The sequence below is a fragment of the Kribbella sp. NPDC059898 genome (assembly GCF_042730855.1).
GTDB lineage: Bacteria > Actinomycetota > Actinomycetes > Propionibacteriales > Kribbellaceae > Kribbella.
Genome location: NZ_JBHWKR010000031.1, coordinates 1 through 14,475, shown reverse-complemented (window position 1 = coordinate 14,475; position 14,475 = coordinate 1). Strand labels below are relative to the sequence as shown.

The 14,475-nt window shown below is 68.9% G+C and carries 13 protein-coding genes; 3 read left to right on the top strand and 10 right to left on the bottom strand.

What is annotated here, in order from left to right; genetic code table 11:
- Positions 1-9: 9 nt before the first annotated feature.
- From eis to ACFV9C_RS44095, 3 genes are read right to left on the bottom strand one after another with little or no spacing between them, the layout of a single operon-like run.
- On the bottom strand, positions 10-1,167 hold the full coding sequence (gene eis / locus ACFV9C_RS44105; protein ID WP_380204011.1) for an enhanced intracellular survival protein Eis: 1,158 nt from the start codon (positions 1,165-1,167) through the stop codon (positions 10-12).
- A gap of 10 nt (positions 1,168-1,177) precedes the next feature.
- Positions 1,178-1,639 (bottom strand): hotdog fold domain-containing protein, encoded by a 462-nt coding sequence (locus tag ACFV9C_RS44100; protein ID WP_380204009.1) that lies wholly within the window; start codon positions 1,637-1,639, stop codon positions 1,178-1,180.
- Positions 1,640-1,648: 9 nt separating this feature from the next.
- On the bottom strand, positions 1,649-2,671 hold the full coding sequence (locus ACFV9C_RS44095; RefSeq protein ID WP_380204007.1) for a helix-turn-helix domain-containing protein: 1,023 nt from the start codon (positions 2,669-2,671) through the stop codon (positions 1,649-1,651).
- A gap of 148 nt (positions 2,672-2,819) precedes the next feature.
- Between ACFV9C_RS44095 and ACFV9C_RS44090 the strand changes: the two genes are divergently transcribed.
- A complete protein-coding gene (locus tag ACFV9C_RS44090; protein WP_380204005.1) occupies positions 2,820-6,581 on the top strand; it encodes a S8 family peptidase in 3,762 nt (1,253 codons plus the stop codon).
- A 52-nt stretch (positions 6,582-6,633) separates the two neighbouring features.
- Here the strand turns inward: ACFV9C_RS44090 and ACFV9C_RS44085 are convergent, their stop codons facing one another.
- Positions 6,634-6,795 (bottom strand): hypothetical protein, encoded by a 162-nt coding sequence (locus ACFV9C_RS44085; protein ID WP_380204003.1) that lies wholly within the window; start codon positions 6,793-6,795, stop codon positions 6,634-6,636.
- Between the two features lie 528 nt (positions 6,796-7,323).
- On the opposite strand from ACFV9C_RS44085, the gene ACFV9C_RS44080 reads away from it, so the two are divergent.
- Both ACFV9C_RS44080 and ACFV9C_RS44075 read left to right on the top strand, forming a co-directional pair.
- Complete coding sequence (locus ACFV9C_RS44080) at positions 7,324-7,827, top strand: hypothetical protein (RefSeq protein WP_380204001.1); 504 nt, start codon at positions 7,324-7,326, stop codon at positions 7,825-7,827.
- A gap of 55 nt (positions 7,828-7,882) precedes the next feature.
- On the top strand, positions 7,883-8,662 hold the full coding sequence (locus ACFV9C_RS44075) for a hypothetical protein (RefSeq protein WP_380203999.1): 780 nt from the start codon (positions 7,883-7,885) through the stop codon (positions 8,660-8,662).
- Positions 8,663-8,672: 10 nt separating this feature from the next.
- Here the strand turns inward: ACFV9C_RS44075 and ACFV9C_RS44070 are convergent, their stop codons facing one another.
- The 6 genes from ACFV9C_RS44070 to ngcE are packed head-to-tail and all read right to left on the bottom strand — an operon-like array spanning position 8,673 to position 13,920.
- Positions 8,673-9,434 carry a YebC/PmpR family DNA-binding transcriptional regulator gene (locus ACFV9C_RS44070; protein WP_380203997.1) on the bottom strand — a complete coding sequence of 254 codons (762 nt, stop codon included), beginning with the start codon at positions 9,432-9,434 and terminating at the stop codon, positions 8,673-8,675.
- Positions 9,435-9,466: 32 nt separating this feature from the next.
- Positions 9,467-10,060: a pyridoxal 5'-phosphate synthase glutaminase subunit PdxT gene (gene pdxT / locus ACFV9C_RS44065; RefSeq protein ID WP_380203995.1), complete on the bottom strand. Its 594-nt coding sequence runs from the start codon at positions 10,058-10,060 to the stop codon at positions 9,467-9,469.
- Complete coding sequence (locus ACFV9C_RS44060; protein ID WP_380203993.1) at positions 10,057-10,608, bottom strand: DUF6891 domain-containing protein; 552 nt, start codon at positions 10,606-10,608, stop codon at positions 10,057-10,059. The genes pdxT and ACFV9C_RS44060 overlap by 4 nt, the downstream gene beginning before the upstream one ends.
- 23 nt (positions 10,609-10,631) lie before the next feature.
- A complete protein-coding gene (locus ACFV9C_RS44055) occupies positions 10,632-11,513 on the bottom strand; it encodes a carbohydrate ABC transporter permease (RefSeq protein WP_380203991.1) in 882 nt (293 codons plus the stop codon).
- A complete protein-coding gene (locus ACFV9C_RS44050; RefSeq protein WP_380203989.1) occupies positions 11,510-12,502 on the bottom strand; it encodes a carbohydrate ABC transporter permease in 993 nt (330 codons plus the stop codon). Before ACFV9C_RS44050 ends, ACFV9C_RS44055 begins: the two co-directional genes overlap by 4 nt.
- 2 nt (positions 12,503-12,504) lie before the next feature.
- Complete coding sequence (gene ngcE, locus ACFV9C_RS44045) at positions 12,505-13,920, bottom strand: N-acetylglucosamine/diacetylchitobiose ABC transporter substrate-binding protein (RefSeq protein ID WP_380203987.1); 1,416 nt, start codon at positions 13,918-13,920, stop codon at positions 12,505-12,507.
- Between the last annotated feature and the right edge of the window lie 555 nt (positions 13,921-14,475).

Sequence of the window (14,475 nt, the reverse complement as noted above, 5' to 3'; positions counted from 1 at the left end):
GCGCCGGTCTTAGAAGTAGTCGAGCATGTACGGCGCCTGCCCGCCGAAAGCCAGGTCGAGCGCCGGGTCGAGCCCCGCTCCCTCGGTCACCAGGCCCGCTCCACGCAGCGTCGCGACCGGAGTACCGGCGTACAAGGCGGCCAGTCCGCGCGGGCCGAGGTGGAGTGCGTCCGGCGACGGCTCGGCCGGCTTCAGTTCGGCCACGCCGTCGGCGATCGAGAGGTGCCAGTCGCCGGTGTTCACCGGCAGCTCCGGGTCGTCGATCCGCAGGTCCGCCTCGAGTACGGCGCCCTCGACGTACCCACGTCCCGCCAGCGCGGCGGGTGCGTCGATCAGCCGGAGCATCCAGCGGTTGATCTTGGTGTCGCCCTCGGCCTCGTGCTCCGCGAGCAGGTGGATCGGGTCGTACGGCGGGCAGTAGGCGTGCACGGTCGTCGCGATCGAGGACCCCGAGCCGACCGTGGCCCACAACGCCCGCGCGGTCTCCTCCGAACCCGCGATCAGCTCGTCGACGGAGAGTGCGCCGTCGGACCAGTTGTAGACGACGAAGCCGTCGTCGGCGACGTACGCGAACATGTCCTCGTCCGCGAGCCAGGACTCGATCTCGGACCGCGGCCAGATCAGCGGACCGTTCGAACGCCGATCCGCGTGGGCCTTCGACGCCAGCTCCAGGAACCGGTCCGCGTCGGCGACCCCGGCCCGGCGGACCGCCGTACCGCGGCCGCCCAGGGTGCGCAGATCGGCCGCCTGGAAGGAGAACTTGTACCGGCTGCCCGCGAACTCGTAGCCCAGGTGCCGGTAGAGAACGGTCGTCGCCGGATACAGCCCGGTCAGCGGATAGCCCTTCTCCGCGCAGCGCCGCAGCACCCCGCGCATCAGCAGACTGCCGACCCCGCGGCCGCGGTACTCCGGAGCGACAACCACGCCGGCCACGCCGCCCATCGGGACCCGGCGGCCGCCCCACCACTGCTCGAACGGCCAGATCCGCGCCGCCGCGACCAGTTCGTCGCCGTCGACGACACCGAGCAGTCGCCCGTCCTCCATGAACGCCCGCGCGTTCTGCTGCCACTTCTCCCGGTCACCACCCGGGCCGAACGACCGGATCCGTACCTGCCACACCGAGTCCAGCTGTTCCTCGGCGACGTCCACCACCCGCAGCTCAGTCACGCGGGAGACCCTACGTCTTCTTGTCCGTCACCCACAGGTGAATTGTGCCCTCGACGACCACCGTTCCGTCGGCCCGTGTCGCTTTCACCGTCACCGGTACGTCAGGCCCGGACGTCCAAGTGTCCGGGTCGGTCTCGGCCGAACAGGTCAGGTCCGACGTCGACTTGGCGAGGTACGCGACCTCCATCCCCTTCGGCAGCCAGCGTTTCCCGGCCGGTACGGTCGCCTCCGCGAGCGCGCCCATCGCCGCCTCGAGACCGTTGCACACGGCAATCGCATGGACTGTCCCGATGTGGTTCAGCACCGCCCGCCGCTTCGGCAGCGTGAGCGCCGCGTAGTTGGGACTCACCTGCACGAACCGCGGCCGCACCGACCAGAAGTACGGCGCCTTCCAGGCGAACCCCCAGGAGAACAGCCGCTCCCCACCGGGCACCCCACGCAACCGCTCCCACAACCCCAAGACCTGGCTCATGCCAGCATGTTACTCACGAGTCACATTCGCTGTGAAGCGCCGCGTGACCCATCCCCGCTCGGAGGCCTCCCAGCCGAGCTGCATCCGCGAGGTCGAGCCGGTCAGATCCATCAGCACCCGCAGCCGTCGTTGCACGGTGCGGCCGCTCATCCCCAACTGCTTGCCGACGGCGTCGTCGGTGAGGCCGGTCAGCATCAGCGCGAGTACGGCGAGGTCCGCGTCGTCCGGGCCCGCCGCCGTCTCCTCGATCGGCCCGCCGGGTCCGAGGCCGATGGGTACGGCGGACGACCAGATCGACTCGAACAGCGCGACCAGCGACCGCACCAGACCGGCGGCCCGGATCACCAGCGCGGCCGTCTGGTAGCCACGAACCGCCAGCGGGACCAGCGCCACCGTCCCGTCCGCGACGACCAACTTGGTCGGCACCCGGTCCACCGTCCGGACCTGCGCGTGCGACTCGATCGCCTCGACCGCGTCGTTCACCGTCCCCGGCGCCTCGAACGCCGACCGTTCGATCACCACCCGGAACCGCACGCCCCGGCCGAGCGCCTCCCCCTCGGCCTCGTTGTCCTGCCCCGACAGCGCCACCGGCCGGGCGTCCACGAACGCACACACCTCGTGCCGCGCGGCCCGCTGGATCTGCAGGAACCGCGACCGTACGGCGGTCGCCCCGAGCACCACCTCGACGAGATCGCCGATCGCGGCCTGCCCGAGATCGCTGCGGAAGATCGCCGCCAACCGAGCGACCGACGTCTCCGCGACCGACAGCTCGTGCCGCCGCGAGTTGAGCAGCCCGCGCAACGCCACGTCCGGCGGCGCCGCGAACCACCGCGGCTCGCCGTCGTCGGACGGCACCGCCTCGGCCAGCCCGAGCTTGGCCAGCGCGTCCAGCACCTCGCGCGCCTCGGCAGCGGTCGACCCGACCCGTGAGCTGAGCGCCTCCGCGGCCGCACCGCCGTCGATCACCAGCGAGCGATAGTGCGCTTCCTCCGCCTGGTTCAGGCCGAGTGCGGTCAACTCGATGCCATTCATCCGCAGCGCGGCCTTCCTGTCGAAAACACGTCACGTCGATTCTCCGCCGTCGCGATTCGTTCCTCCAGAGGTGACCGCGCTGACACCCTCTGTGCCAACCCCGTCCGCTTCTCCGGGCCCAGCGCCCGGAATACCCTGGAGGTCCCCCATGCGCCCGAGATGGCGTCATCCGGTGGCCGCGGCCGGCGTACTCCTGTGCGCCGCAGCCGTCCTCTCCGCACCCGCGTCGGCGAGCACCGCCGACGACCGCCCGATCGTCGGCTCCACCAAGGCCGCCGCGGCCGGCCCGTCCGCGACCGTGACGCTGATCACCGGCGACCGGGCGCGGCTGACCCGCACCAGCGACGGGCAGCCCGTCGTACAGCTGCTGCCCGGCGCCGACGGCGTCACCCCCGACTACGAGACCTCCCGTACCGGTGACCGGGTGTACGTCTACCCGTCCGCGGCCGCCGGTGCGCTGTCGGCCGGTCTCATCGACCCCGAGTTCTTCGACGTGACCGGGCTGGTCGCGCAGGGGTACGACGACGCGCACCAGCAGACCATCCCGGTGATCGCGCAGTACGGAGCCACCGCGCGTACGGCGCTCGCCGCGACCCCGACCCCGACCGGCGCGACCGAGGCCGCGCAGGCACTGCCCGCGGTCGGCTCCGTGGCGTACCCGGTCAGCAAGGAGCAGGCGCACACCGCCTTCGCCGAGCTCACCGACACGACGTCCCGGTCCGGCCGCGGCATCACGAAGCTCTGGCTGGACCGCGCACTGAAGGCGACGCTCGCGGACTCGACCGCGCAGGTCGGTGCACCGGTCGCCTGGAAGGCCGGGCTCGACGGCACCGGTTCGACGGTCGCGGTCCTGGACACCGGCGTGGACGCCGGACACCCGGACCTGGCCGGGCGGATCGCGCAGAGCAAGGACTTCACCGGGTCGGCGTACGGCACCGACGACACGATGGGCCACGGTACGCACGTCGCCTCGACGATCGCCGGCACCGGCGCGGAGAGCAACGGCAAGGAGCGCGGCGTCGCGCCGGGGACCCGGCTGCTGATCGGCAAGGTGCTCGGCGACGACGGCACCGGGTCCGAGTCGGAGATCATCGCCGGCATGCAGTGGGCGGTCGACAACAAGGCCGACGCGATCTCGATGAGCCTCGGCTCGCCGGTCCCGGCGACCACCTGCGACGACCCGATCGCCCAGGCCGTCACCCGGCTGTCGAACACCAGCAGCAGCCTGTTCGTGATCGCCGCCGGCAACATGGGCGCCGGTCCGGGCACGGTCTCCAGCCCGGGCTGCGCGCCCGAGGCGCTGACCGTCGGCGCGGTCGACGCGAACGACGAGACGGCGTACTTCTCCAGCCGCGGCCCGGTCGCCGGGACGCACGTCGAGAAGCCCGAGCTCGCCGCCCCCGGGGTCGCGATCCTCGCCGCGAACGCCGGCGGCCGCGGCGTCTACGCGTACCAGACCATGTCCGGTACGTCGATGGCCACGCCGCACGTCTCCGGCGCCGCCGCGATCGCCAAGCAGGCGAACCCGTCGCTGACCGGCGCCCAGCTGAAGAACCTGCTGGTGTCGTCGGCCGACCCGAGCGTCCCGGGCGACGTGCAGGAGGTCGGCGCCGGGCGGCTCGACATCGCCAAGCTGCTGACCACCAAGGTCACCGGCCCGTCGTCGGTGTACGGCGGCACGTACGCGTGGCCGCAGGCCGGTACCGCCGACAAGACCGTTGGCCTCACCTACACCAACAGCGGCTCGGCCCCGATCGACCTCCGGCTGTCGGTGGAGCACCTGACCGGGAACGACGGGCGGCCGTTGACCGCCCCGGTCGTCCGGGTCCCGCAGCACATCGTCGTACCGGCGAAGTCGACCGCCACGGTGCCGGTCACCGTCCGCCCCGGGCAGAAGCTCGCCGGGTCGGCGCTCGGTGACGTGACCGCGCGGATCGTTGCCACCAGCAACGGCCAGCGGGTGTCCACGTCGTTCAACCTGTACCTGCAGCCGGAGACGGTGGCGGTCAAGGTCTCGATGATCGACCGCAACGGCAACCCGGCGACCGGTGCGTCGTCGGTCGAGCTCGTCAACACCGACGTCGCGAAGGGCGAACGCCGGTTCAACAACGGGGCCGCCGAGCAGGTCTTCCAGGTACGGCCGGGGCGCTACTACCTCGGCGGATACTCGTTGACACCGCAGACCGGTGCACCGACCAACGCGGCGCCCGCGTCGGTCAGCTACCTCGCCCGTCCGGAGCTGACGATCACCCGCGACACCGCGATCGTGCTCGACGCGCGGCAGGCGCACCCGCTGACGGTCGCGACGCAACGACCCTCGCAGCTGCAGACGACCACGCTGACCTTCGAGCGGCAGTGGCCGGCGTCCTGGCTGCACAGCGGTTCGATGACGACGAACTCGCTCACCAAGGAGGCCTACGCGGACGTCACCGGGACGGTTGCCAAGGGCGACGGCTCGTTCGAGTTCGGCCACTGGACGCACCGGATCGCGCCGATCGTCTCCTCGATGCGGACCACCGACGGTCTCACCTTGACGCCCGCGGCGCCGCAGGCCGGTGTCAGCAACCTGGACGGCAAGGGCAGCGCCGCACTGATCAATGGTGGCGCGGGCAGCGCGGCCGAACTGGCCAACGCGAGCGGCAAGGTCGCACTGGTTCACCTCGCGGCCGGTGCCAGCGACTCGAGCGTTCAGTTGGCGGCGGCCAGGGCCGGCGTCAAGGCGCTGCTGCTCTACCGTGACGACGCCTACAACTGGCTGCCGTCACTCGGCTTCGCGCCGAACCCGCTGCCGGTCTACAGCCTGCCGAACACGCAGGGCGCGGCCCTGGCGGCGAAGCTCGCGGCAGGTACCGTCACGCTGACCTGGTCGGCTTCGGCGAGTACGCCGTACGCCTACACGCTTGGCTTCTTCAACGACAAGCAGGTGACCACGGCGCAGCGGCACAACGTGTCGGACGCGTCGCTCGGCCGGACCACCGCGACGTACAACAGCATGGGTGTGAAGACGAACTTCGGCGGCTTCACGTCCGCGCTGCGGCCAACCGGGGTGGCCTTCGCGGTCGGCAGCCTGGACGCGGTCGCGGTGCCGAGCAGCCAGACCGAGTACTTCACCGCGGACGGCACGTCCTGGATGAAGTCGATCATCTCGAGCATGCCGTGGGGCGAGGTGATGATCGACCGGTACCGCACCTTCACGCCGGGACAAGCGGTGACCGACAGCTGGTACGGCGGCGTGGTCGCCCCGGGTGTCCGGGCCGACAGCAAGGGTGCGCCGCAGCTGATCGCCGAGCGGCAGGGCGAACTGATGGGCGTCGCAACCTCGATGTGGGCGGACAGCGCCGGGCACTGGGCCGACGCGGGCAGCTTCGGCGACCTGGGCAACCTGGAGCTGAAGAAGGACGGTGTATCGCTCGGGTCGACCGGTTGGCCGTCCGGCGTGTTCACGGTGCCTGCTGAGGATGCGTCGTACGAGCTGACGATGAACACGATGAAGGTCGGAGCGCCGGCGAAGGTCTGGACGCGGTCGGTGTCCACGACCACGACCTGGGCGTTCCGTTCACACCAGGAGCCGACCGTCTTCAGCCGGGCGCTGCCGCTGCTGCTGCCGCGGCTGGACCTGCCGGCCGACGGGCTCAAGACCGTCGCCGCCGGCAGCGTGACGATCCCGGCGCGCTTCGACGCCAACCCGGGGTACGGCGCGGGCGCACTGACGGCGGCGAAGGTCTGGACGTCCGTCGACGACGGCACCACCTGGACCGAGGGCAGCACCAGTCTCACCAAGACCGGCGCCAATCTGGTCGTGAACCACTCCGGTGACACCGGCAAGCAGGTCTCCCTGCGCGTCGAGCTCACCGACTCGCACGGAGCGAAGGTCACGCAGACCGTCCTCCACGCGTACGACGTTCGCTGAGGCCAGCTGAATCGGCTGGAGTCTGGCGCGGTGGGCCCGTCTGCCCGACGCGTCAGGCGAACGTCAGCGTGATCGCGCCCGTCCGCCGCAACAGCTGCGGACGGGCCGTCAGCACCACCCGGGTGACCTGGTCGCCCCAGATGTGCGCCAGCTTCGGGTCCGTGAGCGGGAGCGGCTCGAGTACGGCGGTCAGGTTGTCGTCGTACCGAATCATTGGTCAACCCAACGAGCCGGGCGCCAGTCCCGCACCTTCAGGAACGGCGCGAGCACCCGCCGGTCCACCTCGACCGCGATCCGCCGCCGGGGTCGCCCCGAGCAGCTGGTCCACTCGCGCGCGCAACCCACCCCCGCCTCCGCCTCTTCGGCCTCTGCTCAAGTGGCGCAATGACGCGGCCGGTCAGTCCGGTCTCGCCTTGCCGGACGGCGACAGCGAGCTCGTGCTCACGGAGCGGCTCGGCTACGAACCCAACTGGCTGGTCGATGACGTCCCGGCCGCCGTCCGCGCCTTCACCACGGCGGGCGGGAGCGTCGTCGGTCCGCCGGCGGACCTCCCGGTCAGGCGGGTTGCCGCTGTACGGGATCCGTTCGGCAACCTACTGGTGCTCGTCGACCTCCAAGGGGCTGTACGGCGTGGACGTCACGCCGCCGGTCAGTGGTTGATCTTGACGACTCAATTGCGGTCAGACTGCGGAAGACCGTTCTCGGTGCGGCTGTACTTCGTCGCCGGGCCGAGAACGTGCGGATGGTGCACACGTTCGTGTACGACCGGGACGGGCAGAAGGACTGTGTCGCGGGGCTCGGCGTGCGGTTCTCGGTGCCGATGCGCGATCCGGCGTACGACCGGCACGTGCGGTTCGTCGGCGAGGGGCATGCATGGTGGCCGAGGCGCAGAGGCCATCATCGGGCTTTGGCGCGACCCGGGTGCCGCCGTCCGGTCCGCGCAGATCGCCGGGACGAAGCTGCCGGATCCGGCGACCAGGACAAGCTGGCCTCCGGGCTCGGGTACGTCGGTCGCGTGAGTGGCGGATTCGCCTTTGGACCAAGGGATTTCTGGCAACGGCGCCCGACCCAACTGGACGTCCGGAACGCCGCAAGCGACGACGCCGAGTGCACCGTGTGGCTCTGGGCACTGGCGGCGACGTCGACCAAGGCTGCCAAGTGGGTCTCGACCAACACAACGGCGCTGTACGGGCTCGCGGCCACTCAAACCCTTGCTTTGGGCGGAGAACAAATCGTGAATCGGTAACAACTTTTGCGGCGCTTTCAGCATCTTTCTTTTATCTGCAGGAGGGGGAGCAAAGATGCTGATTCGTCGAACTGCTGCCGGCGCGATGGTGGGCGTGCTGGCCGTTCTCGTCGCCGGTTGCCGGGGATCCGCCCCGGCCGCCGACGACGCCCTGGGCACCACACCGCCGCCCACCACGATCTCGACACCAACGGTCGTACCAACCACTCCGAAACCGACACCGACGGCCGACATCTCCACGCTTCCGGCCGCGAAGATCCTGGCGAAGGCTCAGGCCGCCGCCAATGCCGCCAAGAGTGTGCGGATGAAGGGAACAATGGCCGACGGCCGCGACCGGATGACGCTGGACCTCCGGCTGGCGAAGGGCGGCGGTCAGGGCACGATCATGATGGACGGAACCGCGATCACGGTGATGGTGATCGGGAAGACGGCGTACCTGAAGCTGAGCGACGAGTTCTGGCGCAGCCAGACCAAGTCGAAGGCCGAGGCGGACGCGATGGTCGGGCTGATCGCCGGCCGCTGGATCCGGACCACGCTGGACAAGAAGGAGTTCCGCGACTTCGCGATGTTCGGCGACAAGGCGGCGGCCTTCGAGGGCATATTGGACGCGATGGGGAAGGTCCGCAAGACCGCGCCGCGCACGATCGACGGCGTACCCGCGATCGGCCTCCGGGACAGCGAAGGCACGCTCTGGGTCGACCGCGCCACCGGGCGTCCGCTGCGGGTCGAGACCTCCGGGACCGACGTCGTGACGTTCAGCGAGTACGACCGCGTCACAACGCCGAAGGCCCCTCCGGCCGATCAGGTGATCGACGGAGAGGCCCTCGGGATCTGAACTACCGGGGTCAGCCGACCTCGACCATGATCTCGTCGGAGACGTCGAAGTTGGCGTAGACGTTCTGGACGTCGTCGCTGTCCTCGAGGGCGTCGATCAGGCGGAAGATCTTGCCGGCGCCGTCGGCGTCCAGTTCCACCGTCATCGACGGGACGAACTGGACGTCGGCGGACTCGTAGTCGATGCCGGCGTCCTGCAGCGCGGTCCGGGCCGCGACCATGTCGGTGGCCTCGGTGACGACCTCCCAGGACTCGCCGAGGTCGTTCACCTCGTCGGCGCCGGCCTCCAGGACGGCCTCCATCACGTCGTCCTCGGACAGCGACTTGCCCTCCTGCTCCTTGTTCAGGACGATGACGCCCTTGCGGTTGAACAGGTAGGCGACCGAGTTCGGGTCGGCGAGCGAGCCGCCGTTGCGGGACATCGCCGTCCGGACGTCCGCGGCCGCGCGGTTCCGGTTGTCGGTGAGGCACTCGACCAGCATCGCGACGCCGTTCGGGCCGTAGCCCTCGTACATGATCGTCTGGTACTCCGCGCCGCCGGACTCGGCACCGGAGCCGCGCTTGACCGCGCGGTCGATGTTGTCGTTCGGGACCGAGGTCTTCTTCGCCTTCTGGATGGCGTCGTACAGGGTCGGGTTCCCGCCAGGGTCGCCACCGCCCATCCGGGCGGCCACCTCGATGTTCTTGATCAGCTTCGCGAAGAGCTTGCCGCGCTTCGCGTCGATGACGGCCTTCTTGTGCTTCGTGGTGGCCCATTTGGAGTGGCCTGACATGGCGATCCAACCCTTCTTACCGCTGCGAACGTCTAAAGGCCGCGGACCAGCTCGGCGAAGTAGCCGTGCAGCCTGGCGTCCCCGGTCATCTCCGGATGGAACGACGTGGCCAGCAGCCGATCGTGGCGAACCGCGACGATCCTACCTGCGGCGGGGCCCGACCTCACCGTCGAGAGTACCTCTACGTCGTTCCCGACGCGCTCCACCCACGGTGCGCGGATGAACACGGCATGGTACGGCGTGTCGAAATCGGGGAACTCGAGATCCGCCTCGAACGAGTCGACCTGCCGCCCGAACGCGTTCCGCCGGACCGTCACGTCCAGCCCGCCGAGCGTCTCCTGGCCGCTGATCCCGCCGGTGATCTCGTTCGCGAGCATGATCATCCCGGCGCAGGTCCCGAACACCGGCATGCCGTCGGCGATCCGCTTCTGCAGCGGCTCGAACAGCTCGAACGACCGGGCCAGCTTGCACATCGTGGTCGACTCGCCACCGGGCAGCACCATCGCGTCAACCCGTTCGAGCTCCGCGGGCCGGCGTACCGCCAGCGCCTCGACACCGACCTCGGTCAGCATCGCGAGGTGCTCCCGCACGTTGCCTTGCAGCGCGAAGACACCGATGGTCTTCATGGTGTCACTCTCCGCTGCCAGTTGAGGGTGACCTCGATGCGGCCCTCGTCGAAGACCGCGGGGAGGTCGTGCTGGTGCAGGAGTGCGAGCACGTCCTCCAGCAGCGGCTCACCGGGGGCGACGTTGGCGGTGTCGGGGTGCCAGAGCTTGAGCTCGAGCATCCCGAAGTCGACCGCGTGCCAGACGTCGGTGTCGGTGAAGAACACCAGCCCCTGCGGGTCATCCGCCGCCTCCAGCGCCCGCCGGGCCATGTGGTGGTCCGGCGTGTAGCGGACCACCACCAGGCCCTGCGCCGCCAGCTCGCCGAGGACGTCGTCCAGCCGGTCCGGATCGGTGATCGCGGGCCAGCCGACGGCCTCCTGGTTCAGATCCATCACAGCCTCGCCGAGCAGCAGCGGCACCAGCGCGGCGGCGTCCATCGACGGCGCGTCCTCCTGGACCGCCTCGGTCAGCACCGCCGTGATCTCCGCGTGGTCCGCATACCCGGACCGCACCAGGACGCGGGCCAGGCCGCGCAGTTCCCGGGCGGTCCGCTCGTCGACGTGCATACCGCCAAGCGTAGTGCAGGGGCCTACTTCACTCCGCCGGCGGTGGCGGAGGCTTGCAGTTGGCGCTGGAAGATGATGTAGACGACCAGTACGGGCGCCACGGTGATCACTACGGCGGCGAACAACGCGCCGAAGTCGACCGCGTACCCGGCCTGCGACGCGAACGACGCCATGCCCTGCGAGAGCACGTAGTTGTTCGAGTCGGTGTTCAGCGCGACCGGCAGCAGGAACTGGTTCCACAACCCGAGGAAGTTGAAGATGGCAACCGAGGCCATGCCCGGCCGCGCCATCGGCAACATCACCGAGAAGAACGAGCGCCACTCCCCCGCGCCGTCGATCTGCGCCGCCTCGTACACCTCGCCCGGCAGCTGCTTGAAGAACGAGTGCAGGAAGAACACGGTGAACGGCAGCGCGAACGCGACGTACGTGATGATCAACCCTGGCAGGGTGTTCAGCAGCGACAGGTTCTTGAGCACGAAGAACAGCGGCACGATCGCCAGGAAGACCGGGAAGGTCAGGCCGGCCAGCATCGCGTAGTAGATCAGCCGGTTGCCCGGGAACGTGAACCTGGCCAGCACGTACGCGCACATGGCGCCGAGGACCATCACCAGTACCAGTGCGCACCCGACGACGACCACCGTGTTCAGGAAGTACCGGCCGATACCGGCCGTCGTCCAGGCGTTCGCGTAGTTGCTGAACCGCAGCTTGCCCGGCAGCGACAGCGGGTTGCCGAGCACCTCCTGCGTCGACTTGAACGAGGAGATCAGCGTCCACACCAGCGGCAGGACCACCAGCAGTGACCAGATGATCAACGCGACGTGGGCGGTGGCGGCGACGCCCCGGCCCTCGCGGGCCCCGTGCACCTGAGGGCGGGAGGCGGTGACCGGTTCGGCGGTCGTAGTCATCGGCGTACCTTTCGCTCACGTCCGCCGGTCAGGGCGTTCACCAGGAAGACGATGAACGAGAACAGCAGCGTCACGGCGGCGAGGACCACGCCCATCGCCGTCGAGTAGCCGAACTGTCCCTTGGTGAAGGCGGTGGTGAACAGTTGCTGGGGCATGACCAGGGTCGAGTTCTGCGGGCCGCCGCCGGGGTTCAGCGCCTGCATGTAGACGAACGCGTCCAGCGCGGCGATCCCGAGGTAGATGTACGCCGTCTGCACGTTGTCGCGGATCAGCGGCAGCGTGATGCCCACCGCGGTCCGGAACCGGCCGGCGCCGTCGATCCGGGCGGCCTCGAAGACCTCCGGGTCGATACCGCGGATGGCCGCGATGAACAGCACCATGTAGAAGCCGACGCCGCCCCAGATCATCACGAACATCGAGACCGGCATCGCGGTCCGCGCGTCGCCGAGCCAGGCGTAGTTCGCCATCTGGTGCAGGCCGATCTTCGACAGTACGGCGTCCAGGATGCCGGAGCCCGGCGTGAACACCTGCGCCCAGATCAGGCCGATCACGATCGCCGGGATGACGTAGGGGAAGAACGAGACGATCCGGTAGAAGCTCGAGTTCTTCAGCCCACGGACCGTCCCGGTACCCGAGCCGCCGGTCGTCACCAGCGTGGCCAGTGTCAGCGCCAGCACGATCGTGACGATCGGCACCACGATCGCGAGTTCGACGTTGTTCCGGACGGCCTTCAGGAAGATGTCGTCGTGGAACAGCTTCACGTAGTTGTCGAAGCCGACGAAGTTCATCCCCGAACTGAACCCGGACCAGTCGGTCAGCGAGTAGTACAGCGCCTGCACGAACGGGGAGACCACGAAAACGACGAAGATCACCAGCGGCAGGCCGAGGAACACGACCATGAAGCTGACCCGGTCGAAGGTCAGCGGCCGGCGCCGCCGGGTGACGGATCGCTTGGATCCGGCACCCGGCACCACATCGTGTTGCGTCACGGTCACTTCGTGACCGGAATCTTCTTGACGGAGGGGTCGTTGCGGACCTTGTCCATGATCTGCTGCAGGCCCTTCGTCAGGCCGGCCGCGTCCAGCTGGCCGGACAGGAACGAGTTCCAGACCACCAGCTGGTCGGTGTTCATGCCGTACAGGCCGAACACCTGGTAGTCGAAGACGTTCGTGCCGGCGGCGTCCAGCATCTGGGTCTGCGACTGCAGCGCGGTGGACCCGAAGCCGTCGGCGGGGACCAGGCCCTTGACGATGGTCGGCGCCAGCCGCGTCTTGGCGAAGTTGGTCGCCGCGTCCTTGGACAGCATGGCGCGGAGGAGCTCCTTGCCGCCGGCCACGTTCTTGCCCTTCGACGGGACGATGTACGGCTCACCGGCCGCACTGCGCAGCGACGCGTACGGCAGCTTCGGGTTGTCGGTGAGCGTCGGCTCCGGGACGCCCTTCATGTCGAAGCCCGACTTGGTGGCCTTCTTCATCTCGTTCTCGATCCACGAGCCCGAGGGGTAGAGGATGGCCTGCTGGTCGTTGCTCCACTTCGCCTGCGCGGCGGTGAACTGGGTACCGGCGCCACCGGGGACGAAGTACCCGTTCTTGACCATGGTCTCCAGGGCCTTGAAGATGCCCTGGAACTGCGGCATCGACCAAGCGTTCGGCTTCAGGTTCTCCAGCGCCAGCCGGACCTCGTCGCCACCCTCCTTGATCGCGCCGTCGACAGCCATCGTGTGGTAATACGTCGCGGCTTCCTTGCCCCAGACGAACAGGTACTTGCCCTTCGCCTTGGCCTTGGCGCCGAGGTCGAGAAGCTCGGGGTACGTCTTCGGCGGGGTCCAGCCGTTCTCCTTGAACAGGCTGTCGGAGTACCAGATGCCGTACAGGGTGAGGACGTAGTTCATCGCGACGAACTTGCCGTCGAACGTACCGGGGTTCTTGGCGCCCGGGTACAGGGTGTCGGCAATCTTCGTGCCCTCGTAGTTGTTGGCCTCGAAGAGGTCGTCGAGGGTCTCCAGCTGGTCCAGGATCGTGTTGAACCCGATCTGGCCGGCACCGGAGTTGTCGATCAGGTCCGGCGGGTTGCCGCCGACGAAGCGCGGCTGCAGCTGCTGGGCGATCTGCGTGGACGGCGCGACCTTGAACGTCGAGCCCGCCTGCTTCTTCTGCGCGATGTCGGCCGCGAACTGCACGTAGTCGTAGCCGTACCCGCCGTTGAAGATGACCGCGTCCACGGTCGACTTGGCCGCCATCCCGAACGGGTTGTCGGCGCTCTTCGTCCCGGTCGAGCCGGAGTTGTTGCTGCCGGAGTTGCCGCTGCTCGCGCAGCTGGCGAGCGCGCCGCCGAGGGGAAGCACCGCGGCCGCCGCCAGGCTCCCTCGTAGGAGACTCCGGCGTCCGATCTTGCTGGTCTCGCTCATGTGGTCCTGCCTCTTCTCACTAGATTCCCGACGGTGCTGTTGGCACCTGCCCCTTGTGCTGAGCGTCCCCCGGTCCGTAGGCGGCCAGCGCTCGGCGCGGCTGGTTGCTCAGCTTCCAGCCACACGGTCGGCAGCGGTACGCACTCGAACGCGCACTGCCGCTCAAGTAGTTTCGCATTGTCTTTGCCAAAGTCGCTCGGCGTCAAGCCTTCGAACGGCGAGTCCCGGATCCGGCCGGCAGCGGGCGTCGATCCCCGAACCCCTTGCAAATACACGCCCCCACGCTTGCCCTCCTGCCCCCGGTCCGCGACCGACGCGCCGAATCCGATCCCATTTCGTGACCTCATGGCACGTGGAGAGCTGCTCGAAAACGCAGAAACCCGATCATCGGCGTGCAGCCGGTGATCGGGTTTCTGGCTATGTACTGACTTATGCGCCGACTATGTACTGATCTACTTCTACTAGTGTCCTGAGTCAGGAATTCGTGTTTTAAGTTGTAGGGTTGCTGGATGGCGAGGACGGGTCGGCCGAAGGCTGTGCTGGTGGTGACCGATG